The sequence below is a fragment of the Chitinimonas prasina genome (assembly GCF_030160395.1).
Lineage (GTDB): Bacteria > Pseudomonadota > Gammaproteobacteria > Burkholderiales > Chitinimonadaceae > Chitinimonas > Chitinimonas prasina.
Genome location: NZ_BSOG01000002.1, coordinates 871,540 through 898,471, shown reverse-complemented (window position 1 = coordinate 898,471; position 26,932 = coordinate 871,540). Strand labels below are relative to the sequence as shown.

The following is a 26,932-nucleotide window of genomic DNA, read 5'->3' as shown; positions in this document are numbered from 1 at the left end:
TGGTTTAGGCTGTGCCATGTCCGCCACATCTTGGAGCTTGCCTGCAGATGAGGCGGTCTAGCTGAAACGCTTACTTGCTTGTCTTGGGCAACTGAGTTTCATAGTAGAAATCCATCTGGCAGGGCTTGCCTGAACATTTGGCCGGCTTGAAGCGGGTTTTCATCAACAGACCTACCACAAAGTTGCTGACAGGTATGTCGGGGGCTTTATAGATGCTGACGGCGAGAGGCATACCTTTGCTGTCGACCTGCACCGTGGCGATTATCTGACCATCCTTACTCTGGCCCAGTTCGTCCTCCTGGATAGAGAGCAACTGTACCCGAGCATTGATGTCTTTCATGCCATAGAGTGGGTATGGGGGCTCGTCACCAGGTTTGATGGATTCATAATTGGCGTGCAGCGCCTTTTTTTCCGCCACCGACAATTCGGCGTAGGCCTTGGTCTGGCTCACAATTGTTTGTGGGTCGGTATGGGTCGGTGTCGCAGTCGGCGGCACGTTCGCCAACACAATGTTACCTAGCAGTATCCAGGCAATCAGGGGAAGGAGGGTGGAACGTTTCACTGGCTTCCTGTCTGGTAAGGGCGAGTAGGACTCTGGGGTAGGTTGGCTGCGCGAGATTATCAGCTGCGTTCTTGCTCGATGCAAAGCTGTGGTTAGTAGTCCATCGCCGACGTTGCAAAAACAGCCGCGTCGGTCTACTTGGGGTTAGAAGTAATCTCGCAGTCTGTACCAGGCCATGCCCAGCACCAGGCTGGGCATGCGCAACAGTTTGCCGCCTGGGAAGGGGTGGTGGTTGATCTGGCTGAACAGGTCCAGTCGCTCATTCTGGCCGGCAATGGCCTCGGCGATCAGCCGGCCGGCTAGGCCGGTCACGGCAACGCCGTGGCCGGAGAAACCCTGGCAGAAATAGACATTGGGAGACAGCCTGCCCCAGTGCGGCGCGCGACTCATGGTGATATCAACAAAGCCACCCCAGGCATGGTCTATCCGGACATCGGCAAGCTGGGGGAATACCCGCAGCATGTCGCTGCGCATGGCGCTGGCCAAATTGGGTGGGGGCAGGCCGGAGTAGCTGACCTTGCCGCCAAACAGCAGTCTATGGTCGCGGGTGAGGCGGTAGTAATCCAGTACAAACTGAGTGTCGGCCACGGCAAAGTTCGGGTTGATCAAGGATTGCGCACGGGCTTCCCCCAGTGGCTCGGTGGTGATGACATAGGTGCCCACTGGCATGATCTTGTTGCCCAAGGGGGGCACCAGATCGCCCACGGAGACATTGGCCGCCAGAATCAGCTGCTTGCAGCTCACCACGCCGCTGGCGGTGTGGACCTTGGTTTGGGCGCCTTGCTCGATACGGGTAACCGGTGTGTTCTCGTACAGGCGGGCACCGGCGGTGTGCGCTGCACGGGCTAGCCCCAGCGCGTATTTGAGCGGATGGATATGGCCCCCCAGGGCGTCGTACAGTCCACCGCAATAGCGTGGGCTATCCAGATGCTGGCGCAGCTCGGCTTTGTCCCACAGCGTGTAGTGGCGGTAGCCGAAGCGACGTTCGGCCTCGGCCTGCCATTGCACCAGTTCGTCGAACTTGGCGGGTTTGACGGCGGCCAGGGTGTGGCCGCGCTCCCAGTCGCAATCGATCTGATGGCGCTGTATGCGCTCCTCAATGATGTCTATGGCTTCCAGCGACATGTCCCACATGGCCTTGGCTGCAGTCTCGCCGGCGGCACGGCTGAGGGTATCCATATCGCAGGCATAGCCGTTGATGACCTGGCCGCCATTGCGGCCCGATGCGCCATGGCTGAGGCGGGAGCCCTCCAGCAGTACCACGCTATAGCCACGTTCGGCCAGGTTCAAGGCGCTGGACAGCCCTGCCAGGCCACCGCCAACCACGCAGATATCGCACTGCGTGCTGCCGTCCAGGGCGGGGTAGCTGGGGATGTCGGGCGTGCTGGCGACGTAGTAGGAGTCGATATGAGGCTGGCGATCGTACTTCAGCATGGCGGGTTTCCGGGCGTGGTCGGCGTACTGGCAGCAAGCTAGCACTGTTGAATATGCTTTACAAGCCGATGCGGATATTGCACGGTCGGCAAAACGGATTGCGCTTATCTACACTGTTTGCACAAGCACAAACCCGGAGGTCTCCATGAGCAAGGCCACAAGCGCCATCCCTGATGGCTATTACAGCATCACGCCCTACATCACCGTCCATGATGGCCATGCAGCGTTGGATTTCTACCAGCGTGCCTTTGGTGCAACAGTGGTCCTGACCATGCCGGACGAGGCCGGCAAGATTGCGCATGCCGAGATACAGTTGGGCAATTCCAGGGTGATGCTGTCGGATGAATTCCCTGCCTGGGGCGCCATCAGCCCGCATACCCTCAAGGGCCGCACCAGTACATTGATGTTCTATGTGGAGGATGTGGATGCCGTGGTGGCGCAGGCAGTGGCTGCCGGCGGTAGGCTGGACAGGCCGGTGGCCGACCAGTTCTATGGCGACAGGGTGGGTAGTGTGTCCGATCCATTTGGGCATAGCTGGCATATCGCCACCCATCTGGAAGACCTGACCGAGGCCGAGCTGCAGGAACGCATGAAAACCTGGTCGACCGAGAACCCTTGAGCCACCAGCATCACGATGTCCGGAGCGCCCTATCTTGCCCAAACGATTACCGTCCTTGTTGATTGCCGCCATGAGCCTGACCTTGAGTATGACCGCTACTGCCGCTGAATTGGACCCCAAAGCCCTGCAAGCGCAGGTGGCTGATGCCGAACGGGCTTTTGCCAAATCCATGGCAGATCGCGATCACGCGGCTTTCACCGGTTTCCTGTCGGACGAAGCCGTTTTTTTCGGGGGCGGCAAGGTGCTGCACGGCAAGGCACAGGTGGCTGCGGGCTGGAAGGGTTTCTTTGAGGGCGCGGCCGCGCCGTTTTCCTGGGAACCCCAATCGGTAGAGGTGCTGGCCTCAGGCACACTGGCACATAGCAGTGGGCCGGTGCGCGACCCTGCTGGCAAGATCGTGGCGACCTTCAATTCAGTCTGGCGGCAAGAGGCGCCAGGGGTCTGGAAGGTGGTGTTCGATAAGGGCAACCCAGCATGCGATTGTGCGAAACCTTGAGATTAAGGTAATCACCATGAGACCGTTGTCATTGCTGGGTGGCTGCCTGCTGGTGCTGCCATTGCTGAACTGGGCGGCGGATGCCAAACAGGTGCCTGTCGCTGCGGCCAGCGCCGTGGACGGTCTGGCTTGGCTCAGTGGGTGTTGGCAGCATAGCCAGCGCGAGCCGGGTTCGGTCGAAATCTGGTCACAACCCGCTGGCGGCATGCTGCTGGGTGTATCTCGCATTGTGGTCCAGGGCCAGACGCGGGAGTTTGAGTACCTGCGCATCCATGTGGTGGATGGGCAGTTGGCTTATACCGCCAAGCCCTCCAGCCAGGCGGAGACTACGTTCAAGTTGCTGAGGGCGGAGGGGCGGTCGCTGGTGTTCGAGAATCAGGCGCATGATTTTCCGCAGCGCATCCTGTACCGCCTGCAGCCCGATGGCAGTTTGCTGGCCAGGATAGAGGGCCAGATCAAGGGGCAGGAAAAGTCGCGGGATTTTCCCATGACCCGTACGAACTGTGAGGCGCCATCAGCGTCTTGAGCCGCCTGGCTTTCACCCATCTGCCTCTACTGCCGGGCGGCGTGCTGCCGCTCTATCGTTTCTAGCTTGTCTCGCCGGGCCGGGCGATAACCAGTTGGTCGCGCCCCTGCTGCTTGGCCCGATACATGGCGGCATCTGCGCGCCGCATCAGGCGCTCGAAACTTTCGCCAGGCTGGGCCTCGGCTGCGCCCATGCTGAAGGCTATGATCAGCTCGGCAGGCAGGTCTTCATGTTGCGCTTGAAGGTGTTGTCGCATGCGCTCGAACACCAGGGGGACTTCGCTGCTATGGGTGGCGGGCATGATCAGCAGCCATTCTTCGCCGCCAACCCGGCCCAGCCTGTCGCCTCGCCGTAGCGTGGGCTGGCAGACCCGGGCGAAGCGCCGCAGTACGGTGTCACCGACTTCGTGGCCGTAGCGGTCATTGATGGATTTGAAATGGTCCAGATCAATCACTGCCAGTGAGAATCGCAGGCCTTCTTCGCGGCAAGCCTGCAATTGTCGCTGGCCATACGCCAGGATGTGCCGGCGATTAGGGGCGCCTGTCAGCTCATCATGCATGGCGAGGGCCGCATAGCGCTGCTTCTGCCTGACCTGCCGCAGCAGTACAAAGGCTAGCGCGGCGATGGCGATGACGCTGCACAGTAATCCCAGCAGCAGTAGCAGGCGGCGGCTTTTGCCGGCTTCCAGTTCGGCGGCCTGGCGGCGGCGTTCGGATTTCAGCAGAGCGTTGTCGGCTTCCTTGCGCTCGCTGTCAAACCGCGCCTGCATCTCGGTGGTCAGCTTGCGGTTGAACTGTTCGTCATTGGCCTTGTTCGCCTGTATCCAGGCTTCCAGCTCGGCCAGTGCCTCCCGGTAGCGGCTTTGCTGCTTATAGACCAGGCTGCTGGTTTTGTGCAGCATCAACTTGCGGGGGGCGGTGGGGTTCTGCTTGAAGATAGACTCGGCCTCGGCCATCGCCGCCATGGCGGCACGGACATCACGCCCGCTCAGTGCTTCTGCTCGCGCCAACTGCGTACCAAACAGCATGTCTTGAAGGTGGGTGCGGCGGAATTCCTGCAAGGCGAGGTCAAGCTGCTGCAACGCGGCTTCAGTTCGCCCTTGCTTCAAGTCGATGGCACCCAACCTGAAGCGGGCATAGGCTACGCCGGTCGCATCGTTCAGCGCTTCGGAGTGAGCCAGCGCTTCGCGCAAGGTATCGCCAGCTTCCTGCCACCGCTCCAGGCGCAACAGGCTGACGCCGATGTTGTATTGCCGTACCGACAAGGCGTGGCGATCCTGCGCCGGGTTCAGGCCTACCAAGCTACGGCGGTAATAGTCCACCGCCTGTCCCTCATCCCCCAGCGTGCTGTAGGCATTGCCAATGTCGTTGAGTACGCCGCTGACGTCTGCTGTCAGCTTGAGGCTATCGAACAGGGTGTGGGCCCGAAATAGCAGCGGCAATACCTCGTTGAACCGACTTTCACCTTGCAGCAACCGGGCCTTTTCCTGCAGGGCAGAAGCCAGTTCGCGTTGCAGCTTGTTGCGTTCGGCCAAGCTGATGGCAGCGTCGAGATCCCTCATGGCCTCAGCTTGTTTGCCGCTTTGTGCCAGTAAGCGCCCACGTAGCGACAACAGGGTGGACTCACTGCCGGCTTGGTTCAGCTCACGTGCGAGCATCAGGCCACGTGCCAGGACGACATCCAGATCCTTATAGTGCTCCATTTGGGCCGAGGTGATGGCCAGCAGGCGCAGCGCTGCCAGTTCCTCTTGCTTGTCGCCATTGGCCTGCAATTCGCGGCTCAGCTTAAGCGTTTCCTCGCGTACCTTGATGGGATCGTCGGCCGCCCGTTGTTCCATGGCGGCCCAATCCACACCGCCTTGCACCCCAAGGCTGGCAAGGGCAAGCAGGCCGGCAAGGATGTAGTCCAGGCAGTGTAGGCTGCGTCGATAGGGCATGGTTGCAGGGTGAAGGGGCACACACTAACCATATGACACTCGTTGCCGGCTTGCTGGTGCGAATCGGCTTGCCTTGCCAGCGCGGTATGCGTGCCGATGACAATCAGGGAAATTGAGCTTTCGGGGCATAGCCTTTAAGCTTCGCCTGCGGGCCTGGCCGGCCTGCGCAGCCTTCACGCGTCGGCTGTTGAAAGATGGATGGGAGTCGTCGGCAAAGTGCCAAGCACTCGCCCGGCGCATGGGTGCTGCCAGTGTCCGCTTCCCTATGCACAGGACCGGCAATACCCTTATCGGAGAGATGTAGCATGACCCAACCGATCTACGGCGATGGGGCTATCCGTCGCGATGGCCTTTATGGTTCCAGTATCGAGAATACCTATGCTGGCGTACTCAGCTTCATGCGCCGCAAATACACCCGCGATCTGACCGGTGCGGATGTGGTGATCAGCGGTGTGCCGCTGGATCTGGCGGTGACCTTCCGCCCCGGCGCCAGGCTTGGACCGGCGGCTGTGCGTGCCGCCAGCGTGCAACTGGCTGAGCTCAAGCCTTTCCCATGGGGTTTTGACCCGTTCGACGACTTGGCCGTGATTGACTACGGCGATTGCTGGTTTGATGCCCATAACCCGCTCACCATCACGCCCAGCATTGTCGAGCATGCCCGTACCATCTTGGCCAGCGGCGCCAAGATGCTGACCTTTGGGGGCGATCACTACATAACCTACCCCTTGCTGAAGGCCCATGCCGAGAAGTTTGGCAAACCCTTGAGCCTGATCCACTTCGATGCCCATTGCGATACCTGGGCGGACGACAGCCCGGACAGCTTGAACCACGGCACCATGTTCTACAAGGCAATCAAGGACGGCCTGATTGACCCCAAGCGTTCGGTGCAGGTGGGTATACGGACCTGGAACGATGACTTCATGGGCATGAACGTGCTGGATGCGCCCTGGGTGCATGCCAACGGTGCGCAGGCTACTCTGGACCGTATCATTGAGATCGTGGGCGACAATCCGACCTATCTGACCTTTGATATCGACTGCCTGGACCCCGCCTTTGCACCAGGCACCGGCACCCCAGTGCCGGCAGGCCTCAGCAGTGCCCAGGCTTTGCACATCATCCGTGGCATGGAGCCGGTGAAGCTGATAGGCATGGATGTGGTGGAGGTCTCGCCGCCGTTTGACCAGAGCGAAATCACAGCATTGGCGGCAGCCCATATTGCAGCTGATCTGCTTTGCGTGCTGCGCAATCAGAAGCTCAAGGGGCGCTTCTAAAGATTGGAGCGGACGAAGTGACAAGAGGGCGGCCTTGGGCTGCCCTTTTTTGTTGCGCTACGGCTTGACTAGGCGGGTGTTGACAGAAGGGCTTGACTCCAAGCCTCTGTATTCAAAACAAAATTCTGGTTTGTAATCTGCGTGTTTTTTGCAACATTCTACGAGTGGCGCATTTTTGCAACGAATTGGCTGTTTTAGAGTGAACGCTTTAATTCAAATGGTTGAAACAAAATAGGTTTTCAAAAAATAGCGGCGTGTTTTCATGCGACGCGGGTAAGTGCGCTTCGCTTCGGGCGATAAGCTTATGCGGAAATGAAGTGATTTTGTAACAAATGGTAACGAGAATGCCGGGGTCTCGCCGCAATCAGCTTACACGAAACTTTCGTGTGAGTGCGGCTGCTATTTTTTAAACCAGGGCTAGAACATGTTTCCTTTCAACAATTTCTCGCGTACCGCCGTCAGTCTGGCAGTTGCCGCGTTGGTAGCGCCGGCATTGGCGCAGAATACCTCTTCCTCGGTGACCGGCCTGGTGACCGGTGCCGATGGCAAGCCGGTTGCCGGCGCACAGGTGGTAATTAAGCACATGGAGTCCGGCTCCACTGCGACGGCCACCTCCGGCGCTGATGGCCGCTATGTGGCGCGTGGTTTGCGTGTGGGCGGCCCCTACACCATCGTCATCAGCAAGGACGGCGCCAGCGAGAAGGCGGACGATATCGTGCTGCCCCTGGCTGAAACCTTCAACCACAGCGTTACCCTGGGCAAATCGGGCGCCGAAGAAATCAAGGTGACCGGTCGTAGCCGCTCCAGCAAGTTCAGCTCGTCCTCCATGGGCGCGACCACCAATATCAGCCGCCGCGATCTGGAAGCACAAGCCTCCATCCAGCGTAACCTGCAAGACTATGCCCGGGCCGACCCACGCCTGTCGCAGTCCGACAAGGAGCGCGGTGAGATCTCGGCCGGTGGCCAGAACAGCCGCTACAACTCGGTGACCATTGATGGCGTGACCATCAACGACACCTTTGGCCTTGAAGCCAACAATATGCCGACGGCCAAGCAGCCGATCTCGATCGATGCCATCCAGTCGGTGCAGGTCAATATCTCCAACTACGATGTGTCGCAGACCGGCTACACCGGCGCCAACATCAATGCAGTGACCAAGTCGGGCACCAACGAGTTCCACGGCAGTGCCTATTATGTGTACCGCGATGAGAATGGCGCGGGCGATCGTTACAACCGCAGCAATGACACCTATACCAAGGCGCCTGGCTTTGATGAAACCACGACCGGCTTTACCTTGGGTGGCCCCATCATCAAGGACAAGCTGTTCTTCTTCGCCAACTACGAAGAGATGGAAAGCAGCCGTTCCTCGCCCGACTTCGGCCCGCTGGGTAGCAGCCTGACCAACGTCGGCATCTCCCCCGCCACCATCAATGCAGTGCAGGAACTGAGCCGCAGCCAGTACGGTATGGAGATCGGCGGCTGGGAAGCCCCCACCGATACCAAGCTGAAGGTCAAGGACAGCCTGCTGAAGCTGGACTGGAATATCAACGACGACCATCGTGCCAGCTTCCGTTACACCAAGACCGAGCAGAGCGAACCGTTCTACAACAACTTCGGCACCCGCTCGCTTTCGCTGTCCTCGCACTGGTATACCCAGGAGAAGGTTATTGAGACCACGGTGGGCCAATGGTTCGCCAAGTGGACGCCGGATTTCTCTACCGAATTCAAGCTGTCGCAGCGCGACTATGACAGCGTGCCCATCAAGAACAGCGAACTGCCCGCTATCAAGCTTGATTACGCTGGTGCCTTACCTGCCGGTTCGCCTGATGGCGTAGCGGGTGGTACCCGCTCGCTCAACTTTGGTACTGAGCGCAGCCGCCAGTTCAACGAACTGCGTACCAAGACCCTGGATACCTATGTCGGTGCCAACTGGCAGTTGGGTGAGCATGAAGTCAAGTTCGGTATGGACTACACCGATAACGACATCTTCAATGCCTTCCTGCAGAACGTGAATGGTGATTACACTTTCTCCTGTGTGAACAGCAGCGCCACCTATACCTATAGCTTGGGCGCAGTCAATTGCTCGCGCGATTCGGCTGAGCGAGTTGCTGCCGCTGTGCTGGAGAACTACCGCATTGGCCGCCCAAGCTCTTATCAGGTGCAGGCCCCGTTGGCTGGCCGTACCCGTGCTGATGGCGCGGCCAAGTTCACCGTGCAGAACACCGGCCTATTTGCCCAGGATACCTGGAAGATAGACCGCAACCTGAGCTTGGTCTACGGCCTGCGTCTTGACCGGCAGGGTTTGCCGGATACACCGCTGGCTAACCCCAATGTGGCCAAGCCCATGGTGGCAGGCAATGTGGCTGGCAATGTGCGCCAAACCGGCGGTTTCGGTGTGGACAACACCTACACCATGGACGGTGAAGTACTGGTGCAGCCGCGCGTCGGCTTCAACCTGAAGCTCGACAACGCCCGCCCTACTCAGTTGCGTGGCGGTTTTGGCCTGTTCCAAGGCGCTGCTGCCAATGTATGGATGGGCAACCCCTATGCCAATAGCGGTATGGCAACCCAGATTGTCGGTTGCGGTATCTCCGGCTTTGCTGCCTGCCCAACCTCGGGCGGCGTGTTCAGCGCTGACCCCAACAATCAGCGCACCAACTTTACCGGCGCGGTGCCGGCAGTCAATGTGGATCTGATCGAAGACGGCCTGACCCAGCCTTCGGTGTGGAAAGCCAACTTGGCATTCGACCATGAATTGCCATGGGGTGGTCTGGTACTGGGGGCTGAGTGGGTCTATACCAACACCCGTACTGGCATCTACTACCGCAACCTGAACCTGGGTGCGCCTACCGCCACCGGTAAGGATGGCCGTGAGTTGTACTACAACGCCCAGGGCTACAACCCCAACTGCTGGCGTGATGACGGTAGCAGCAACACCTCGGCGACGGGCTGCAATGGCCTGCGTGCCAAGGCGCTGAGCAATGAGAAGTTCAACAATGTGTTGATGGCCAGCAGCACCAGCAAGGGTAGCGGCAACGCGACCACGCTGTCGCTGAGCCAGCCGGCACGCGGTGGCCTGGGTTGGTCGCTGGCCTTCACCCGTACTTCGGCCACGGAAGTGAGCCCGCTGAATTCGTCCACCTCGGGCTCGAACTTTGCCGGCCGCTCCATCTTCAATCCTAATGAAGAAGTGGCCGCCAATTCGGCCTACCTGACCCGTGACCGTGTCAATGCCACGCTGAGCTGGGAGCGCAGCCTGTTTGGCGGCCTCAAGACCAGCGTTGGCCTGTTCTACGAAGGCCGCAAGGGCAAGCCCTACAGCTGGACCTTCAAGAACGACTTGAACGGTGATGGCCTGGCCGGTAATGACTTGATGTATATCCCGTCGCGCCCTGGCTCGGGTGAGGTGGTATTCCTTGGTGATACGGCCACCAGCCACACCAATGAAGAGCGCTTCTGGAATGTGGTGAACCAACACCAGGAGCTGCGTAATTCGGCCGGCAAGGCCACCCGTCGCAATGGCAGCTTCTCGCCCTTCGTCAACAGCTTTGACCTGCGCATCAAGCAGGAGCTGTTTGCCTTCAGCAAGCACCACAAGGCTTCGTTGACGCTGGACTTCCTCAACGTCGCCAATATGCTGAACAAGCGTTGGGGTCGTATTGATGAAGTGGGTTTCCAGACCAATGGCGGACAGGCGCGCAGCTTCGTCAACTATGTCGGTATGGACGCACAAGGTCGCTACGTGTACGCCATGGACGATGTGGAGAACCTGGTAACTCGCCAATCCAAGGGTGAGTCGCAGTGGGCGGTACAGGGCACGCTGCGCTACGAGTTCTAATCGTCGCAGCAAAGTCCAAGCTGGCGCCGCAGACCGTAAGGTCTGTGGCGCTTGTTCCATTTATGGGGGCTTCCGTCCGGCCTGGTTTTGTTTCACGCTTCGGGCCTGTAAGGCCGTGAGCAAGGCAAACCTGCCGTATGTCCCCTTAGGCACCCGCAGCGCGCTGCGCTGCCCTTGGTATGAGGTTGAAACGCATGCTGAAATCCCTGTTTTCCCTGGCTTTGGCCAGCCTGCTGGCAGCACCGGTCTACGCAGCCGAGCTGACCGCCGGACCCATGGCTGGGCCACCCACGCTGCGTGGAGTGACGCTCTGGCTACAAGCCGATGGTGCCAGCCGCGCCACCGTAGAGTACTGGCCCGAGGGCACCCAGGGCGCCAAGCGCCGTACTGCGCCTTTGGCCCTGACGGCCGAGGCGCAATATGCCGGCCATATCACCGTGTTTGGGCTGGAACCAGGCCGCCGTTACAGCTACCGGGTGGTGCTGAACGACAAGCCGGCGGCGGGGGGTAAGGTCTATGGCTTTGCTACCCAGGCGCTGTGGCAGTGGCGTACCGACGCGCCGGACTTCACCGTGCTGGCGGGCTCCTGCAACTATGGCAACGAGCCAGGCTATGACCGGCCGGGTAAGCCCTATGGTGATCGCCACCTGAGCATTTTCAAGACCATGGCGGCGCAAAAGCCGGATCTGACTGTGTGGTTGGGCGACAATCTGTATTACCGTGAGGTTGATTACGATAGCCCGGCGGGTATGGCCTATCGCTGGCAGCGTGACCGCAGCCAGGGTTATCTGCAGGAAATCCTGCAGGTGGGCGGCCATGCAGCCATCTGGGATGACCATGACTACGGCCCCAATGACAGCAACAAGAGCTTTGTCTTCAAGGGCGAGGCGCTCAAGCTGCAGCAGCGCTACTGGGCCAACCCCAGCTACGGCCTGCCGGACGTGCCGGGGGCTTTCAGTACCTTCAGCTACAACGATGCCGATTTCTTTTTGCTGGATAACCGTTGGTATCGCGATGACTATCGCCTGACCGACAGCAACCGCGCCATGTTCGGCCCAGCCCAGATGAACTGGCTGAAGAATGCCCTGCTGGCCTCCACTGCGCCATTCAAGGTGATTGCAGGCGGTAGCCAGATGCTGGGCAGGAGCCCGCGTGGGGATAGCTGGGTGGACTACCCGGCCGAGCGGGAGGACTTCCTGAAGTTTCTGGCCGAGGCAAAGATAGACGGCGTGATCTTTTTGTCAGGCGATGTCCATCGTAGCGAGCTGGGCAAGCTGGAGCGGCCGGGCAGCTATCCGCTGCATGATCTGACTTGCTCGGCATTGACCTCGGGCGTGTATGCCGACGAGAAGCTGCGTAACCGGCCTGGCGTGGTGCCGGGTACCGTGGTCATGGGAGAACGTAACTTCTGCCAGCTGCGCTTTGAGGGCAGCAAGAAGGAGCGCCGCCTGGTGCTGAAGGTGATCAACGACCTGGGCGAGCAGAAGTGGGAGCATGTGCTGGAAGCACAGGCCCTGCGCCATCCCAAGCCCTGAAGGTCTAGTGGCATGAGTAGGCAAACAGCCAGGGCTACACCCTGGCTGTTTGCCTATGGGCACACTATGCCGGTGGGTCCAAATCTGTTCCATAGGCCCGGTCCACTCTGGCAACCCGCACGCTGAGCGCGGCATACCACTGCGCCCGGCCAAGTTGCCGTGCCTGGGTGTGCTCCGCGTTTCGGCGCCAGTTGGCGATGGCGGCCTCGCTCTCCCAGTACGACACGGTAATGCCGCTGCCATCGGCATCGCGTACCGATTCCAGCCCCAGAAAGCCCGCTTGCAGGGTGGCGAGTCTGACCATGGCCTCAGCTGTGGCGGCGTAGTCTTGGTCGGCATCGTTACGCCGACTGCTGAAGATCACGGCATAGTAGGGTGGGGTAGTGGCGATCATGCGGGCTGCACCGCGTACTGTGTCTGCTTGAGCTGGCAGGCACGCACAAATGCGGCGACCAGCGCCGGCAGGCGCCCTTGCAGTGCGCCACGCTCGGCCTGGAACAGGGTGGCAATAAAGAAGGGGTGATTGGTCAATTCGACGGCCCGTACCTCGCCCGCAGCATCATGCGCCACCGCGACCAGCGGCCCCGCTAGCAGGCTGGCTTGCAGGGCTGGGTTGATGCCATAGCGGCAGTGGTAGCTTTCCAGTGCATGGGGGGTGCCGTAGGCAGCAGCCAGCCGGCTACCCGCTCGCAGTTGTACCAGGCCGGTTTCTTCGATCAAGGCGCAGCTCAAGGGGCTGATAACCGCCAGCTCAGCCATGGGTGCCGTCTCGGCATGGTCTGCCGCATGCCAGCCCAGAACATGCCGGGCGTACTCCAGCACGGCGTGTTGAAAGCCGCCACAGGTACCGAGAAACGGTGTGCCGGTTTCGCGGGCGTGGCGTATTGCGGTTAGTGCACCTGCAGTGCTGCGGTAGGGGCTGGCGGGTACGCACCAAATGCCGGCATAGCCGTCCAGATCGCTGGCCTGGCGCAGTGTGTCGGTGGGCAACCAGACGGGGGCCAGATCACAGTCCAGTGCCAATGCAGCCAGTTCGAGTGCTCGGGGAATGGCCTGGTGGGCAATAACCTGACCTTGATAGTCGCCTACCAGGGCAATGCGGAGAGGCGGGGTATGCAACATGGCTTGTCCTTGAGAAAACGCCGCTTGCTGGCGTGATGCGAACCACTCTATATTTGCGTGGGTGCAATGAATATTGGCGTATTTGCAAAAAGTGATTGCGACCGTGCAATGCAACTGAGTCATGACGACTTGATGTTGGTGTTGGCGCTGGTGCGTGGCGGCACCTTGGCCAGGGCGGCAGCATTGCTGCAGGTGGATGTGACCACAGTGTTCAGGGGCATACGCCGGCTGGAGCAAGGCCTGGGTAGCAGCCTGTTCGAGAAAGGCCGATCGGGCTACTTGCCGGGGCAGGTGGCCCTGCGCTTGGCCGAGCAGGCAGAGCGGGCCGAGCAGGCGTTGGCGGCGGCCCAGCTGGCAGTGCTGCAGGAGAGGGACATCGTCAGTGGTACGGTGCGGCTGACCTGTACCGATACCGTCTTGCATGGATTACTACAAGCAGCGCTGGCGCGCTTTATGCCGAAGTATCCGGCGCTGAGGCTGGAGTTGATTGCCTCCAACGATTTTGCCAATCTGAGCCGGCACGAGGCTGATGTGGCGCTACGCCTGACCCGTACACCTCCCGAGCATCTGGTGGGCCGCTGCCTGGGCGAGGTGCCCTATCAGCTATGCGGCCATGCCGATTATCTGCGTGCCCAGGGCGACAGGCCTTGGCCGGAGATGGACTGGATAGCACCGGATGACTTCTTGCCTGATCATGCGTCCGTCCAATGGCGGCGCCAGCACTACCCAGGCGTGCAGCCGCGGTTTCACTGCAACAGCCTGTTGTCGGCCGCCAGTCTGGCGCGCGCGGGCCTGGGCCTGACCGTGCTGCCGGGTTTTCTGATCGCGCAGGACCTGCAAGCATTGACGCCGCCATTGCCCGGCTGCACGACGCAGCTTTGGCTGCTGACACGGCCCGATTGCCGGGCGTTGCGCTCGGTATCGGTGCTGATGGAAGCCTTGGCTGAGCACATGGTACTTTCCTACCACCCTCTGGTGGTCAATCGCCACTGACATGGTTGTTTGGGTGTCGTTGGTACAGCTGGGCAGAACGGCTAGGCTGGGGTATCGGCACAAAGCAAGTTGTCTTGGGCTATGCCGAGTCGATACCAAGCGTGGAGTGGCGCCATATGCGCAAGCTGGAACCGGAGGAAAGACTGTCCACCCTGCCAAAACCCATGCCGACGGGGGGGCGCGTCCTGCTTGGTTTGCTGGTGGGTGGTTTGGGTATGTTCATCATGCTGCTGTACTGGGGCGTTGTGCCATGGCGGCCATCCCGGTACTGCACCGCGATTTTCTGTGACCCTTACCATTGGCAGGTCTTGAGTCTGGGTGTGGGGTTCTTCTGTGTTGGTTTGTGCTTTCTCATTCCCCGCCGCTGGCAGGTGCTTGGCCGCTTGGCAAGCTGGGGCGTGTTGCTTGGCTTCCTTGTCGGCATTGTGGGGGCTTTCTTGTTTGAATGATCGCTGCCGGGCTGGACTGGCAGGTGCTACGCTAGGGTCTTGTGATGGATGGAGCCTCTCATGAATCACCCCCACCCGCTGATCAGCCGCGGCCTGCTTTTGGCGGGCGCGTATAACATACTGGGCGTTCTGGTTTTCTCTGCTGGGTTTAGCAATGCCGGCTTGAGCGAGCCGGACCCCGAGGTGTTCTCCACTCTGGGGCTCTTTGCCATCATGCTGTGGGGGGCGGCCTATGCCTCCATCTGGCGCCAGTATGATCAGGTGCCATGGCTGCTACTGGTGTTTGGCGTCGAGAAGCTGCTTTACCTGGGCAACTGGTTGCTGTGGCTGTCCAACAATGGGGCAGATTTGCCGGTACTGTTTGCCCAGGCGCCGCTGACTGGGATGTTCTATGCCGTCTATGGTGCGGGTGATGGCCTGTTCGCCGTGTTCTTCTTCTATGCGGCTTATCTGGTACTGCGCGGCGCCAGGCGGGTTTGATGATGCTCAGGTTGGTTTGTTCGTCAGCTTGAAGCGCAGCAGCAAGGCATGCAGGTCGTCTGCACGCGCATGCAATTGATGGGCAATGGCAGAGAGTTCCTCCGAGGCCGAGGCATTTTGCTGCGCGCCTTGTGACAATTGGCCCAGGGCTGTTTGTGTCTGTTGCAGGCTGCCACGTTGTTCACTGGTATCTTTCGCAATGGCGGAAACCAGCTTGGCGGTCTCCTGGCTTTCCGGCACCAGTTCGTTCAGCACCTTGCCAGCGGATGCTGCCTGCTCCACGCTATGTTCAGCCAGTTCTCCAATTTCGCGGGCAGCCTTCTGGCTGTGCTCGGCCAGCCGGCGTACCTCACCCGCGACCACAGCGAAACCCTTACCCGCGGCCCCGGCGCGGGCGGCCTCTATGGCGGCATTCAGGGCCAACATATTGGTCTGGTAGGCAATCTCGTCGATCACCTTGATCCTGTCGGCAATGGCGCGGATGGTCGCCAGGCTTTGTCGCACAGCATCCCCACCGCTCTGTGCTACCTCTGCTGTGCGCAGGCCGATACGTGCGGCCATCTGGGCCTGGTCATCGCTATGCTGTGAGGTGCTGCCGATCTCGGCGATGGCTGCGCTGGTCTGCTCCAGGCTGGCAGCCTGCTCGCTGGTGGCACTGCCCACCATGGTGGCAGTTGTGCCCACCTGGCTGGCAGCATCAGCCAGTTGTTCGGCCGACTCCCTGACCTCCAGTAGTAGGCAGTTGAGCGTTGTCTGCATGTCCTGCATGGCCGCCAGCAGGCTGGAACCCAGTCGCTGCCCGGGCGAGCCGATCTGCTGGCTCAGGTCGCCTGCGGCGATGGCATGCGCCACGCGTGCAGCATAGGCTGGCTCGCCACCCAGTAGCTGAAACAGCCAGCGACCTATCCAGACCAGCAGCAGGCTGATGCCTGTTGCACCCAGCAGTGCCCACCAGAAGTATTGCATCCTGGCTGCCGCCGCGTTGCCGGCGATATCCCGCCGCCCCTGCTCAAGCTGCTGGTTGAAGCGGGCTTCCTCCCTGCTGACCAGCTCAAACAATCGTTGGGTCAGGGCACGGTCAACACCGACCAGTTGTTGATCCAGCAACTGCCCATTGAAGGGCAGGGCGGGATCCTGTGCTTGCAAGGCCTGCAGGTAGCGTGCCTCTACGCTGCGCTGGCTGTTGATCAACTGCTGGATGGTGGCGGCCTCGCGTCCCTGATTGCGCCAACGCTCCTCCAGGAGAGCCAGCAGCTTGCGGGTCTGCTCGCCTTCCTGCATCAGTTGGCGGCGGTAACGTTCCAGCATCTGCGGGTCGCTACCCCTGAGCAGGATGTTCTTCCATTCCTGCACCTGAATCTTGAAATGCACATGGGCGTTCTCCAGCAGCAGCAAGCTTTCATTGGCGGCCAGGTTTCGTGCCAGGGTGGCATCGATGGTGGCGGACAGGCTGCGCATATGCCATAGGGCCAGGCCCAACAGACCGCAGGCCAGTAGGCTGACGCAGATGCCAACCAGCCAGAAGCGCCGGCGTAAGGAGGGAGGCTGCATGATGACGACCTGACGGGATTATTTAATCAGTCTGGCAAAGGCTGGCGCGAAGGCAAGGCTTTCCTGTTCTTTGCGTGCATGCAACAACTTGTGACATTGCCATGGGACTTTATGTCGGAAGGCACTGAAAAGTCAGCAAAAAAATAATCCTCGCGCATGCTGATTTGATAACCAAATCAGCCGTGCAGGTAGCGGCTTACCGTACTTGTGCCAGGCAACCTGATCCGGGATGGCGTGGCGGCAAGCAGGGTGCCAGGAAGGACCTTCTCTGGTGCTACTTACGCAGTGCTAACAACAAAGGAGAAACGCAATGTCGTACAAGAATATTGCATGTGTCGCTGCTGTCCTGGCCTGTGCTGCGCCCCTGGCTTCGGCGCATGACTCGGCTGCAATGGGGCAGGGCTTGCGCGTGCTGGACATGCTGGAGGAGGATAAATCTGCCGGTAATGTCTATGAGGCCCACTTTCCCTCGCTGGAACTGGCCCGCAAGGCGGCCATTACCTTCCACCATGCAGTACTGGAGGCCAACTACGAGAGTGGCTTCCTGGTGATGGAGCTCAACCGCGAGGACATCGGCAAGCTGCGGCAGTTTGGTTTCCGTATCAAGCCGGCCGAGCGTTTCATGTCGCAGCGCAAGCAGGTGCTGGGGCAGGTGCAGAAGCTCATGCGCCAGCGCATGGCCAAGGGGCAGCCGGCCGATGATGTGAACCTGTATTCGATACCCGGCTACAGCTGCTATGAGACGGTTGAGGAAACCTTTACCGCAGCACAGGGTTTTGTGGCGAGCAAGCCCACGCTGGCCAGCTGGAGCGATATCGGTGACTCCTGGCAGAAGAAGAATGGGCTGGGCGGCTACGATATGCGCGTGCTGAAGCTGACCAATAGTGCCGTGACGGGCAGCAAGCCCAAGCTGTTCATCAATTCGGCCATCCATGCCCGCGAATACACCACCGCACCGCTGGTGCTGGAGTTCGCCCGCTGGCTGGTAAACGGCTATGGCACCAATGCGGATGCCACCTGGCTACTGGACCACCACGAGATACACATGCTGCTGCATACCAACCCCGATGGCCGCAAGCGGGCAGAGACCGGGTTGTCCTGGCGCAAGAACACCAACCAGGCCTATTGCGGGGCGACCAGCAACAGCCGTGGGGCCGACCTGAACCGCAACTTCACCCACAGTTGGAACTCCACTGGCGGCACCGGCTCCAGTGGCAGCCAGTGCAATGACACTTATCGTGGGCCCGCACCGGCGTCCGAGCCTGAGACCCAGGCGATTGAGGCCTATGTGCGTACCCTTTGGCCGGATTCGCGTGGCCCCAATGTCGGTGATGCCGCACCTGCCACCACCAGCGGCATCCACCTTGATATCCATAGCTACAGCCAACTGGTGTTATGGCCCTGGGGTGATCGCTCCAGCGCGGCGCCTAACGGAACGGCCCTGCAGACGTTGGGGCGCAAGTTTGCCTACTTCAATAACTACACGCCGCAACAGTCGGTGGGCCTCTATCCCACGGACGGCACCAGCGATGCCATTAGCTACGGCGAACTGGGGGTGGCGGCGTTTACATTTGAGCTGGGTACATCGTTCTTCCAAAGCTGCACGACCTTCAACAGCACCATCAAACCGCAGAACCTGCAGGCTTTGATCTATGCCGCCAAGGTAGTGCGTACGCCTTACATCACCCCGGCAGGGCCGGATGTGACCACGGTGGCACTGAGTGGGACGGCGGCGACGACAGGGGTGCCTAGGGGGACTCAGGTGACCTTGACCGGTTCGGCCACCGATATCCGCTTCCGTAACAGCAATGGTACCGAGGCCACTCAGAATATCGCGGCGGCTGAGTATTACATCGACACCCCGCCCTGGGCACCAGGGGCGGTGCCATGGGCAATGACGGCAACGGATGGCAGCTTCGATGCAAAGACCGAGGGCATACGCGCCACCATCAGCACCAGCAGCCTGAGCCTGGGCAAGCATCTGGTGTATGTGCGCTCGCGTGATGCTTCGGGTAGCTGGGGCGCTGTGACGGCCACCTTCCTGCAGTTAAACTGATTTGAGGCGTAGTCTAGAAATGCCCGCTGTGTGAACAGCGGGCATTTTTTTGGCAGGTTGCCTGCCGCTGCTTTGCCGGGCAGCAGGGCCTCGGGGTTTTCATGGAGGGATATGGATGGTGCCCGATTCCTTGACCTCTTCCATCACAGCATAGGTATGCGTCTCGCGTACACCGGGCAGGCTGAGCAAGGTGCCGGCCAGGAAATCCCGGTAAGCCCTCATGTCGCGCACCCGTGCCTTGACCAGGTAATCGAATCCACCTGCCACCAGGTGGCATTCCTGTACCTCTGGCCGGTCTGTCACTGCCAGCTTGAAGCGTTCGAACACCTCGGGCGTGGTGCGGTCCAGCAGTACTTCTACAAAGACCAGCAGCCCGGCGCTGAGTTTTTCCGGATTAAGGCGGGCACCGTAGCCCAGGATGTAGCCATCGCGTGTCAGTCGCTTCACCCGCTCCAGGCAGGCCGTGGGCGACAGGCCAATTCTCTTGGCAAGGTCTACATTGGCAATGCGGCCGTCATCCTGCAGCTCGCGCAGTATTTTGCGATCAATCCGGTCGATATCTAGGTTCAATGGTGGATTATCCGGTGAAAAGTCATATGGCCGGATTTTATGCGGATTTATGTATTAAAAATAGCGGCACATTTGGTCGGTAGCTCAGTACGATGCGCTTCGTTCTTCTTGCCCCTTGCTAGCCAGCGAGGGGTAGCAGGGACAGGCAGCGTATCCAAAAGAACGCGAGACCCACCGGTCTCCGCCCGTGCCCAAGCCGACCCGCGTACCGAGACCACGGTGCGCGGGTCTTTTCAAAGGCAGACAGGTTTCGTTTCCATGACTCCACTTTATTCCGATCTTCCCCAGAGCCTGCCCAGCTTCGCTGGCATACGCGACAATCTGTTCCGCGACGAGGCCGAGGCCATCAACAGCCTGCTGCCCTTGGCGCGGCTGGATGAGCAGGGCGAAAAGGCGGTGCATGTGCGCACCCTGTCGCTGGCTCAGGGTGTACGCCAGGCGGTGAGCAAGAATCACTTTGAGGCTTTCTTGCAGAGCTATGGCCTGGGCAGTGAAGAGGGCGTGGCGCTGATGGCGCTGGCAGAAGCCCTGCTGCGCATACCGGACACCAATACCCAGGACGTGTTGATACGCGACCTGCTGGAAAGCCGCGACTGGCGTCGCTCGCAAACAGCGACCTGGCTGGTGAGTGCCGCCAGCCGTGCGCTGCTGTTTACCGACAGCTGGATCGAGGCCAGCGAGGGCCGCCATTGGTTTGACCGGCTGTTGCGCAAGATGGGCGAGCCTGTGTTGCGCAGCGCCATGAAGGCAGGCATGAAGGTCATGGCCAACCACTTTGTGGTAGGCGAGACCATAGAGGAGGCGCTGGATAACGCGGACAAGCGCTGGCGCTATTCCTACGACATGCTGGGCGAAGCAGCGCTGACCAATGCCGATGCCGAGGCCTATTTCAAGGCTTACCACGAGGCCATTGCCGCTCTGGGGCGTCGCAACGATCCCGAGACGGGTTTTGCCCGGCAATCAATCTCGGTCAAGCTGTCTGCCATTCATCCCCGATATGAATTTGCCCAGCTCGATCGGGTGCAGAACGAACTGTATGGCCGGCTGCTGGACCTAGCCCAGGCGGCCGCCAAGGCCGATCTGGTATTCAGTATCGATGCGGAGGAAAGCGAGCGGCTGGAGATATCGCTGTGGCTGTATGAGCGCCTGCTGCGTGAACCCAGCCTGAAGGATTGGCGTGGTCTGGGTCTGGTGGTGCAGGCTTACCAGAAGCGCGCGCCTTATGTCATAGACTGGCTGGCCGAGCTGGCCGCTGATACCGGAAGGGTGTTGCCCATACGCTTGGTGAAGGGCGCTTATTGGGATAGCGAGATCAAGCGTGCCCAGCAGAATGGCTTGCCTGGCTACCCGGTCTATACCCGCAAGCACCATACCGATGTGGCTTACCTGGCCTGTGCCCGCAAGCTGCTCAAGTACGGCCCGGAGCGCTTCTACCCGCAGTTTGCCAGCCACAATGCCCAGACACTGTCTTGGATCATGGAGGCCACTCGCAATACCACGCGGCAGTTTGAGATACAGCGTTTGCATGGCATGGGTGAGGCCCTGCACACCCAGTTGCACGAGCGCGAAGGGGTGGCGAGCCGGGTGTACGCGCCGGTAGGCCGCTTCCATGCGCTACTGCCTTATCTGGTGCGCCGACTGTTGGAAAACGGCGCCAATTCCTCTTTTGTACACCAGCTGGCCGATACCCGCGTGCCGCTGGAAAGCATAGCCGACAACCCGGCTCAGACCGTTGCCCGCCAGCCCGTAACGCCTGGTGTAAAGGCACCCAGCGAAGTCTTTGCCCCCCGCCGCAACAGCCAAGGATTTGCCATGACCGATATCGTCGCCCTCGAACCGCTGCGCCAACGCCTGGCCGCATTGGAAACCCAGTCGTTCACCGCTGCTGCCATTGTCGGTGGCGAACGCCGCCAGGGTGCTGCCCAGGCCCGGTTCAGCCCGATAGACCTGAAGCGCCAGATAGGCACCCTGGTGGCGACAGACGCTGCTGCGGTCGAGCAGGCCTTGAACCTGGCCGATGCGGCCCAGGACGATTGGGCCGCCACCACTGCTGCCAGCCGTGCAACCTTGCTGGATAAGGCTGCCGACCTGTTGGAGGCACGTCAGGATGAGTTCCTCTGGCTGCTGAGCCGTGAAGCAGGCAAGACCCTGCCCGACGCCTTGGGCGAGTTGCGCGAGGCGGTGGACTACTGCCGCTTCTACGCCCACGAGGCGCGCCGCCTGATGGGTTCGGCGATTGCACTGCCAGGCGTGACGGGTGAGTCGAACGAGCTGCGCCTGACCGGCCGCGGCCCCTTCATTGCCATTGCCCCCTGGAACTTCCCGCTGGCCATCTTCCTGGGCCAGGTGACTGCCGCGCTGGCTGCAGGCAACACCGTCATTGCCAAGCCCTCGCGCCGTACGCCGCTGATTGGCATGCGTGCCATCGAGGCCTTGCTGGATGCCGGCGTGCCGGCCAATGTGCTGCATTACCTGCCGGGTGAGTCGGGTGGCTTGTCCGACAAGCTGCTGGGCGATCATCGTGTCGCTGGCGTAGCCTTTACCGGTTCGACCGGCGCTGCCTGGAAGATCAACCGCACCCTGGCCAGCCGGGATTCCTCCATCGCCAGCCTGATCGCCGAGACCGGTGGCCTCAATGCCATGATCGCCGACAGCTCTGCCCATGTGGAACAGCTGATCATCGATGTGCTGATGAGTGCCTTCAATTCGGCCGGCCAGCGTTGCTCGGCACTGCGTATCCTGCTGGTGCAGGACGATATCGCCGATCAGGTGATCAGCCGCCTGGGTCTGGCCATGCAGGAATTGCGCATGGGCGACCCGCTGCAGCTGTCGACCGATGTCGGCCCCACCATCGATACCCTGTCGCAGCGTGACCTGAAGGCCTATTGCGACAAACTGGCCGGTACTGCCAAATTGATTGCCACCACGCCCTTGCCGGCCGAGCTGGCCGGTGGTTGCTACTTCGCCCCGCATGCCTTTGAGGTGTCGCTGGATCAGCTGCCTACGGTGGAAACCTTTGGCCCGGTACTGCATGTGGCACGCTTCAAGGGCGATGCCCTGGCCGATGCGGTACACCGCGTCAACAAGCTGGGCTTTGGCCTGACCATGGGTGTGCACACACGGCTGGACAGCACGGTGGACGTGGTACGCAAGCTGGCCAAGGTGGGCAACCTCTATATCAACCGCAACCAGATCGGCGCTGTGGTCGGCTCGCAGCCTTTCGGTGGCGAAGGCCTCTCCGGCACCGGTTTCAAGGCGGGTGGCCCGCATTACCTGCTGCGCTTTGCCTGTGAACGCACCCTCACCATCAATACGGCAGCTGTGGGTGGTAATGTGAAGCTGATGGCCGGTGGCGAGGGTGAGCACGCCTGACCTTAAGCGATAGTCCGAACCCGTAGTACCCAAGCGTTAGAAAAGCCCCTAGAGGCGAATAAGGAAATAGGCGTGGTGCGCGTCCTGGTTGATGGACCAGGGCGTGCCCGCGCCTTATTTCTTTGCTGTCGCCGCTGGCCAACCTGGAGTGCGTCGTAGTTTTAGGCAGCATAGCTTGTGGGCAACGTGCATTTATATTTGGCAGCCAACGTGCGTAGGCTAGGATGAAGCATTATTCGTCGCTACTCAGGGCCGCTTCGTGTTCGATTTCAAAAGCATCAGTCTCAAGCTGAACCTGATCTTTGTCGCCATCGTCACTCTGGTGCTGGCGGCATCGGGTGCCTACAACTACCAGCAAACCCGTAAGGAATTGCTGGGACAGCGGCAGGTGGCTATCACCAGCATTCTAGATAGACTGTCGCTATCCCTGCCGGTAGCGGTGTGGAACTTCGATGCGACCCAGGCGGAAAGCATCGTGCGCTCGGAAATCAATCGGAGCTTTGTGCGTGGCATTGCCGTCAGTGCCGAAGACAAGGTGTTCCTGAGCCTGCGGCACGATATGGGCGGCAAGATAGAGCAGGGGGCCATCAAGCACGCGGATGACGATGTGCGGCGCGTGGGTGACTTGCGTTATACCGCCAACGGGGCCACCCGTACCGTGGGCAAGGTGGAGCTGGTGATCTCGAATGCCGATATCGTCGAGCAATTGAATTCCCGCTTGTTGTTCATCATCGGCCAGATCGTGGTGCTGGATTTCCTCATGGTGATGGCCTTGCTGTTTACCTTGCGCCGTTACGTCATACACCCCTTGCAGAGGGTCAATACCGCCTTGTCTGCAATTGCGCAGGGACAGCTCAAGACCAATCCGGGGGTAAACAGCCGTGATGAGATCGGCCAGTTGGCCGCTGCGGTAAGCCATATGAGCGATACCCTGGCGACCGTGATAGGCAAGGTACGCAATTCGACTGAGCTGGTCAGCGATGCTGCGGCGCAGATCAGCGGCGCAGCCATGTCGTTATCGGCGTCGAGCAGCAGCCAGGCTGCCAGCGTTGAGGAAACCAGTGCCTCCATGGAGCAGGTAACCGCCTCGGTTGCGCAGAATACCGACAATGCCCGGGCCACGGATGGCATTGCTATGCAGAACGTGGAGCAGGCCGAATCGGGGGGTGACGCGGTGCGGCGCACGGTGACGGCCATGAACCAGATTGCCCAGAAGATAGGGGTGATAGACGAAATTGCCTATCAGACCAATATGCTGGCGCTGAATGCCGCCATCGAGGCGGCCCGGGCAGGCCAGCATGGCAAGGGCTTTGCCGTGGTGGCGCAGGAGGTGCGCAAGCTGGCCGAGCGTAGCCAGAATGCTGCGCGCGAAATTGGTGAGCTGGCCAATGAAAGCGTGGGATTGGCCAACCAGGCAGGTGAGCTGTTTGTGGTGATGGTGCCCAGCATACGGCGCACGGCTGCGCTGGTGCAGGAAATATCGGCAGCCTCCAGCGATCAGACCAATGGTATCGAACAGATACATTCGGGCATTTCGCAGATTAGTCTCTCCATGCAATCCAATGCGGCAGCGGCCGAGGAATTGTCTGCCACGGCCACGGCCATGACAGACCAGGCAGCGGAGTTGCGTGAGATGGTGGCTTACTTCAAGACTTGATGTGCTTATCCAATCAGGCCCGTGCCCTGGCACGGGCCTTTTGCTTTTGAGGTGGAAGATGGCGTTGGCAATACAGTTCAAGCAAGTAGGCGATCCCGAGGTACTGAGCCTGGCCGAGGTGGCCATAGGCGAACCTGGCCCAGGTCAGGCCAGGGTCAGGCACCATGCCATCGGCCTTAATTTCATCGATACCTATCATCGCTCGGGTCTCTATCCACTGAGCCTGCCATCGGGATTGGGCATGGAGGCGGCGGGTGTGGTGGAAGCGCTGGGCGCAGGCGTGGACTACCTGAGTGTGGGCGACCGGGTTGCCTATGCGGGCGGCCCCTTGGGTGCCTATGCCAGTGTACGCATCATGCCGGCCGACAAGCTGGTTCGCCTGCCGGACAGCATCAGCTTTGAGACGGCAGCTGCCATGATGTTGCAGGGGCTGACAGCCGAGTATCTGTTGCGCCGCACCTATGCGGTGCAGCCGGGTGACGCCGTGCTGATCCATGCAGCTGCCGGTGGCGTGGGGCAGATTGCTGTCCAGTGGGCCAAGGCGCTGGGGGCTTTTGTCATCGGCACGGCAGGTGGGCCGGACAAGGTAGCCTTGGCTGGCAGCCTGGGTTGCGATGTGGCGATAGACTATCGCAGCGAGGATTTCGTTGCCGCGACACGCGCCGCCACCCAGGGCATGGGCGTGCGGGTGGTGTATGACGGTGTGGGTAAGGATACCTTTATGGGCTCGCTCGATTGTCTGGCGCCACGCGGCATGATGGTGACCTACGGCAATGCCTCTGGCCCGGTGCCCGACATCGCGCCCTTGTTGCTGTCGCAAAAAGGTTCGTTGTTCCTGACACGACCTACCCTGGGCCACTACACGGCAACCCGTGCTGAGCTGGTGGCGGCCGCCGAGGCCTTGTTTGCGGTGGTGGCAGGTGGACAGGTTCGCATCCAGATTGCACAGCGCTATGCCTTGGCAGATGCCGCACAAGCCCACCGGGACCTGGAGGCACGCAAGACGGTTGGCTCGACCATATTGTTGCCCTGAGCTTGCTGCAGCTGGTGTGCAGGGCAATCCGTGTCGCACCGAGTATTGGCGTGAGCAGGCATCTGAGATTGCGCTAGGTTGCCTGAGATGCTTACTGACTCGCTAAGGTGACTGTTCCCCTGCATATCACCAACTGTGCCGGGCTGTTGTGCCGGGGTGCCGGTACACTGTCTGACTTTGCCAACCAGGCTGTCTCACCATGTCGTCCACCCATACCGAACCGTCGCGTGCGGGCTTTGTGCTGCTATTGGCTGGGCTGGCCATGTTCGGCCCCTTCAGCATCGACACCGTGTTCCCCATGTTCCCGCAGATGCAAAGCGCGCTGCATATCGGCCCGGTGCAGATGCAGCAGACCATCAGCGTCTACCTGCTGGCCTATGCCCTGATGTCCTTGCTGCATGGCCCGCTGTCCGATGCGCTGGGGCGGCGCTCGGTGGTCATGGCTGGGGTGGCCGTGTTCGTACTGGCCTCCATAGGCTGCGCCTTGTCCACCTCGATCTGGCAACTGCTGTTTTTCCGTGCCTTGCAGGGGGTATCAGCGGGCTCAGGTCTGATTGTTGGCCGGGCCATCATACGAGATCGTTTTCACGGGCCGGAAGCGCAGCGCGTCATGTCGCGCATCACCATGGTGTTTGGCGTGGCGCCAGCCATTGCCCCCATCATCGGCGGCATCATCGGCACCCGTTTCGGCTGGGAGGCTATCTTCTGGTTTCTGGCTGTGTTTGCCCTGGTGTTGCTGGCCACCTGCTGGCGCTGGCTGCCAGAGACCCATCCGAAGGAAGCGCGCCTGCCGCTGGAGCCCATTCCCCTGTTCAGCCGCTATCTCGACATGCTGCGTAATCCGCGCTTTGTGTGGCTGTGCCTGTCCGGCTCATTCAATTTTTCGGCGCTGTTCATCTATATCGCCTCGGCGCCCGCATTTGTGCTCACCCATCTCAAGCTGGGGGCCACCGATTTCGGTTACTTCTTTGTGCCAGCCATCATGGGCATGATGACTGGTGCCTACCTGTCAGGCCGCCGTGCTGGCCGTCACACCCCGGAATCGAACGTCAAGCTGGCGTATGCGGTGATGTTGCTGGCCGGAGTGGGGAATGTGGCCTATTGCCTGCTGGCGCCAGCCGTTGCCTGGCCCTGGGCGGTGATACCCATCATGATCAACGGTGCTGGCATCTCGTTGGCTTTTCCTACACTGACGCTTCTGGTGCTGGATATCTACCCGCAGGAAAGAGGTACGGCTTCATCGCTGCAGGCCTTTATCCAGCTGACATTCAGCGCCATTGTGGCCGGTGCGATCTCGCCCTGGCTGTCGCTGCGGCCTTCTGGCCTGGCCATGGGCGCCGTGGCAGCCTCGTTGCTGGGCCTGGTGGCCTGGAGGCTGGCGCAAAGGGCGGGGGTCAAGTCCTCGCCCGAGATGATGGCGGGTTGATGCGCA

21 protein-coding genes are annotated in these 26,932 nt (G+C 60.5%); 14 read left to right on the top strand and 7 right to left on the bottom strand.

The features are described 5' to 3' along the window. Positions 1 to 70: 70 nt before the first annotated feature. Entirely contained in the window at positions 71 to 562 is a 492-nt protein-coding gene (locus QQK16_RS11205) for a hypothetical protein (protein ID WP_284196548.1), read from the bottom strand. Between the two features lie 144 nt (positions 563 to 706). Continuing rightward, positions 707 to 1,996, bottom strand: a complete 1,290-nt coding sequence (locus QQK16_RS11200; RefSeq protein WP_284196547.1) for an NAD(P)/FAD-dependent oxidoreductase — start codon at positions 1,994 to 1,996, stop codon at positions 707 to 709. A gap of 145 nt (positions 1,997 to 2,141) precedes the next feature. Here QQK16_RS11200 and QQK16_RS11195 point away from each other — a divergent pair, with 145 nt between their 5' ends. Genes QQK16_RS11195 through QQK16_RS11185 form a run of 3 tightly spaced genes read left to right on the top strand, consistent with a single transcriptional unit; the run spans position 2,142 to position 3,637 of the window. Further along, a complete protein-coding gene (locus QQK16_RS11195) occupies positions 2,142 to 2,615 on the top strand; it encodes a VOC family protein (protein ID WP_284196546.1) in 474 nt (157 codons plus the stop codon). Between the two features lie 34 nt (positions 2,616 to 2,649). Then, complete coding sequence (locus QQK16_RS11190; RefSeq protein ID WP_284196545.1) at positions 2,650 to 3,111, top strand: YybH family protein; 462 nt, start codon at positions 2,650 to 2,652, stop codon at positions 3,109 to 3,111. A gap of 16 nt (positions 3,112 to 3,127) precedes the next feature. Next, positions 3,128 to 3,637 carry a DUF6265 family protein gene (locus tag QQK16_RS11185; RefSeq protein ID WP_284196544.1) on the top strand — a complete coding sequence of 170 codons (510 nt, stop codon included), beginning with the start codon at positions 3,128 to 3,130 and terminating at the stop codon, positions 3,635 to 3,637. A gap of 61 nt (positions 3,638 to 3,698) precedes the next feature. Here QQK16_RS11185 and QQK16_RS11180 read toward each other — a convergent pair whose 3' ends face one another. Further along, complete coding sequence (locus QQK16_RS11180; RefSeq protein WP_284196543.1) at positions 3,699 to 5,573, bottom strand: tetratricopeptide repeat-containing diguanylate cyclase; 1,875 nt, start codon at positions 5,571 to 5,573, stop codon at positions 3,699 to 3,701. 305 nt (positions 5,574 to 5,878) lie between these two features. Between QQK16_RS11180 and speB the strand changes: the two genes are divergently transcribed. The 3 genes from speB (at position 5,879) to QQK16_RS11165 (ending at position 12,217) form a co-directional block, all read left to right on the top strand. Then, the gene (gene speB / locus QQK16_RS11175) at positions 5,879 to 6,844 is read left to right on the top strand and encodes an agmatinase (RefSeq protein WP_284196542.1); all 966 of its coding nucleotides are present in this window, start codon (positions 5,879 to 5,881) and stop codon (positions 6,842 to 6,844) included. A 424-nt stretch (positions 6,845 to 7,268) separates the two neighbouring features. Further along, positions 7,269 to 10,682 carry a TonB-dependent receptor gene (locus QQK16_RS11170; RefSeq protein WP_284196541.1) on the top strand — a complete coding sequence of 1,138 codons (3,414 nt, stop codon included), beginning with the start codon at positions 7,269 to 7,271 and terminating at the stop codon, positions 10,680 to 10,682. A 194-nt stretch (positions 10,683 to 10,876) separates the two neighbouring features. Then, positions 10,877 to 12,217 carry an alkaline phosphatase D family protein gene (locus QQK16_RS11165; protein ID WP_284196540.1) on the top strand — a complete coding sequence of 447 codons (1,341 nt, stop codon included), beginning with the start codon at positions 10,877 to 10,879 and terminating at the stop codon, positions 12,215 to 12,217. 64 nt (positions 12,218 to 12,281) lie between these two features. Here QQK16_RS11165 and QQK16_RS11160 read toward each other — a convergent pair whose 3' ends face one another. Both QQK16_RS11160 and QQK16_RS11155 read right to left on the bottom strand, forming a co-directional pair. Continuing rightward, positions 12,282 to 12,611, bottom strand: coding sequence for an antibiotic biosynthesis monooxygenase family protein (locus QQK16_RS11160; protein WP_284196539.1), 330 nt, complete (start codon positions 12,609 to 12,611; stop codon positions 12,282 to 12,284). Continuing rightward, entirely contained in the window at positions 12,608 to 13,339 is a 732-nt protein-coding gene (locus tag QQK16_RS11155; RefSeq protein WP_284196538.1) for a CTP synthase C-terminal region-related (seleno)protein, read from the bottom strand. Before QQK16_RS11155 ends, QQK16_RS11160 begins: the two co-directional genes overlap by 4 nt. Positions 13,340 to 13,447: 108 nt before the next feature. Between QQK16_RS11155 and QQK16_RS11150 the strand changes: the two genes are divergently transcribed. The 3 genes from QQK16_RS11150 to QQK16_RS11140 all read left to right on the top strand — a co-directional run bounded on the left by QQK16_RS11150 (position 13,448) and on the right by QQK16_RS11140 (position 15,261). Beyond that, positions 13,448 to 14,332, top strand: coding sequence for a LysR family transcriptional regulator (locus QQK16_RS11150; protein ID WP_284196537.1), 885 nt, complete (start codon positions 13,448 to 13,450; stop codon positions 14,330 to 14,332). 116 nt (positions 14,333 to 14,448) lie between these two features. Next, positions 14,449 to 14,781, top strand: a complete 333-nt coding sequence (locus QQK16_RS11145) for a hypothetical protein (protein WP_284196536.1) — start codon at positions 14,449 to 14,451, stop codon at positions 14,779 to 14,781. 60 nt (positions 14,782 to 14,841) lie between these two features. Next, positions 14,842 to 15,261, top strand: coding sequence for a hypothetical protein (locus tag QQK16_RS11140; RefSeq protein ID WP_284196535.1), 420 nt, complete (start codon positions 14,842 to 14,844; stop codon positions 15,259 to 15,261). A gap of 6 nt (positions 15,262 to 15,267) precedes the next feature. Here QQK16_RS11140 and QQK16_RS11135 read toward each other — a convergent pair whose 3' ends face one another. Beyond that, on the bottom strand, positions 15,268 to 16,812 hold the full coding sequence (locus QQK16_RS11135; protein ID WP_284196534.1) for a methyl-accepting chemotaxis protein: 1,545 nt from the start codon (positions 16,810 to 16,812) through the stop codon (positions 15,268 to 15,270). 310 nt (positions 16,813 to 17,122) lie between these two features. Between QQK16_RS11135 and QQK16_RS11130 the strand changes: the two genes are divergently transcribed. Further along, the gene (locus QQK16_RS11130; RefSeq protein WP_284196533.1) at positions 17,123 to 18,868 is read left to right on the top strand and encodes a M14 family metallopeptidase; all 1,746 of its coding nucleotides are present in this window, start codon (positions 17,123 to 17,125) and stop codon (positions 18,866 to 18,868) included. Between the two features lie 99 nt (positions 18,869 to 18,967). Here the strand turns inward: QQK16_RS11130 and QQK16_RS11125 are convergent, their stop codons facing one another. Beyond that, entirely contained in the window at positions 18,968 to 19,438 is a 471-nt protein-coding gene (locus QQK16_RS11125) for an Lrp/AsnC ligand binding domain-containing protein (protein WP_284196532.1), read from the bottom strand. 258 nt (positions 19,439 to 19,696) lie between these two features. Between QQK16_RS11125 and putA the strand changes: the two genes are divergently transcribed. The 4 genes from putA (at position 19,697) to QQK16_RS11105 (ending at position 26,926) form a co-directional block, all read left to right on the top strand. Then, complete coding sequence (putA, locus tag QQK16_RS11120) at positions 19,697 to 22,810, top strand: bifunctional proline dehydrogenase/L-glutamate gamma-semialdehyde dehydrogenase PutA (protein WP_284196531.1); 3,114 nt, start codon at positions 19,697 to 19,699, stop codon at positions 22,808 to 22,810. 259 nt (positions 22,811 to 23,069) lie between these two features. Then, a complete protein-coding gene (locus QQK16_RS11115) occupies positions 23,070 to 24,467 on the top strand; it encodes a methyl-accepting chemotaxis protein (RefSeq protein ID WP_284196530.1) in 1,398 nt (465 codons plus the stop codon). 58 nt (positions 24,468 to 24,525) lie between these two features. Continuing rightward, complete coding sequence (locus QQK16_RS11110) at positions 24,526 to 25,500, top strand: quinone oxidoreductase family protein (protein WP_284196529.1); 975 nt, start codon at positions 24,526 to 24,528, stop codon at positions 25,498 to 25,500. A 199-nt stretch (positions 25,501 to 25,699) separates the two neighbouring features. After that, complete coding sequence (locus tag QQK16_RS11105) at positions 25,700 to 26,926, top strand: multidrug effflux MFS transporter (protein WP_284196528.1); 1,227 nt, start codon at positions 25,700 to 25,702, stop codon at positions 26,924 to 26,926. Positions 26,927 to 26,932 lie beyond the last annotated feature (6 nt).

Bases quoted from the DNA above. Each gene is read 5' to 3' on its own strand.
- QQK16_RS11200 (WP_284196547.1), bottom strand. From the start codon at position 1,996: ATGCTGAAGTACGATCGCCAGCCTCATATCGACTCCTACTACGTCGCC.
- QQK16_RS11195 (WP_284196546.1), top strand. From the start codon at position 2,142: ATGAGCAAGGCCACAAGCGCCATCCCTGATGGCTATTACAGCATCACG.
- QQK16_RS11185 (WP_284196544.1), top strand. From the start codon at position 3,128: ATGAGACCGTTGTCATTGCTGGGTGGCTGCCTGCTGGTGCTGCCATTG.
- QQK16_RS11180 (WP_284196543.1), bottom strand. From the start codon at position 5,573: ATGCCCTATCGACGCAGCCTACACTGCCTGGACTACATCCTTGCCGGC.
- speB (WP_284196542.1), top strand. From the start codon at position 5,879: ATGACCCAACCGATCTACGGCGATGGGGCTATCCGTCGCGATGGCCTT.
- QQK16_RS11170 (WP_284196541.1), top strand. From the start codon at position 7,269: ATGTTTCCTTTCAACAATTTCTCGCGTACCGCCGTCAGTCTGGCAGTT.
- QQK16_RS11165 (WP_284196540.1), top strand. From the start codon at position 10,877: ATGCTGAAATCCCTGTTTTCCCTGGCTTTGGCCAGCCTGCTGGCAGCA.
- QQK16_RS11160 (WP_284196539.1), bottom strand. From the start codon at position 12,611: ATGATCGCCACTACCCCACCCTACTATGCCGTGATCTTCAGCAGTCGG.
- QQK16_RS11155 (WP_284196538.1), bottom strand. From the start codon at position 13,339: ATGTTGCATACCCCGCCTCTCCGCATTGCCCTGGTAGGCGACTATCAA.
- QQK16_RS11150 (WP_284196537.1), top strand. From the start codon at position 13,448: ATGCAACTGAGTCATGACGACTTGATGTTGGTGTTGGCGCTGGTGCGT.
- QQK16_RS11145 (WP_284196536.1), top strand. From the start codon at position 14,449: ATGCGCAAGCTGGAACCGGAGGAAAGACTGTCCACCCTGCCAAAACCC.
- QQK16_RS11140 (WP_284196535.1), top strand. From the start codon at position 14,842: ATGAATCACCCCCACCCGCTGATCAGCCGCGGCCTGCTTTTGGCGGGC.
- QQK16_RS11135 (WP_284196534.1), bottom strand. From the start codon at position 16,812: ATGCAGCCTCCCTCCTTACGCCGGCGCTTCTGGCTGGTTGGCATCTGC.
- QQK16_RS11130 (WP_284196533.1), top strand. From the start codon at position 17,123: ATGTCGTACAAGAATATTGCATGTGTCGCTGCTGTCCTGGCCTGTGCT.
- putA (WP_284196531.1), top strand. From the start codon at position 19,697: ATGACTCCACTTTATTCCGATCTTCCCCAGAGCCTGCCCAGCTTCGCT.
- QQK16_RS11110 (WP_284196529.1), top strand. From the start codon at position 24,526: ATGGCGTTGGCAATACAGTTCAAGCAAGTAGGCGATCCCGAGGTACTG.
- QQK16_RS11105 (WP_284196528.1), top strand. From the start codon at position 25,700: ATGTCGTCCACCCATACCGAACCGTCGCGTGCGGGCTTTGTGCTGCTA.